Annotated in this window: 1 pseudogene; it reads left to right on the top strand. The window is 57.3% G+C overall.

What is annotated here, in order from left to right:
* Nucleotides 1-511: pseudogene (gene metL / locus J5224_RS35305) on the top strand (bifunctional aspartate kinase/homoserine dehydrogenase II); the annotation flags it as partial.

The following is a 511-nucleotide window of genomic DNA, read 5'->3' as shown; positions in this document are numbered from 1 at the left end:
CTGCAACTGCGTTGCAGTTACAACCCGGAACAAGGCTCTACGCGCATTGAGCGCGTGTTAGCGTCGGGCACGGGGGCGAAGATTGTCACCAGCCACGATGACGTTTGCCTGATCGACGTGCAGATTCCCACACAGCATGATTTTGCGCGCGTGCACAAAGAGATTGAACAATTCGTCAGCCGTGCGCAAGTGCGTCCGCTGGCGATTGGTGTCCATGCCGATCGCAATCTGGTGCAACTGTGTTACACCTCGGAAGTGGTGGACAGCGCCTGGCAGGCATTGGAAAAGGCGGGGTTGCCAGTGACGTTCACTCTGCGTGAAGGGTTGGCGTTGGTAGCCATGGTCGGGGCCGGTGTGTGTCGTAACCCGTTGCACAGCCACCGTTTTTATCAGCAGTTGAAAGATCAGCCTATCGAGTTTGTCTGGCAGTCCGAAGATGGTATCAGCCTGGTGGCGGTGCTGCGCGTGGGGCCGACCGAGCATTTGATTCGCGGTTTGCACCACTCATTGT

The sequence above is a fragment of the Candidatus Symbiopectobacterium sp. NZEC135 genome (assembly GCF_025962695.1).
Note: the sequence above shows the minus strand (reverse complement) of the source record. Positions and strands in the feature narration are given on the sequence as shown.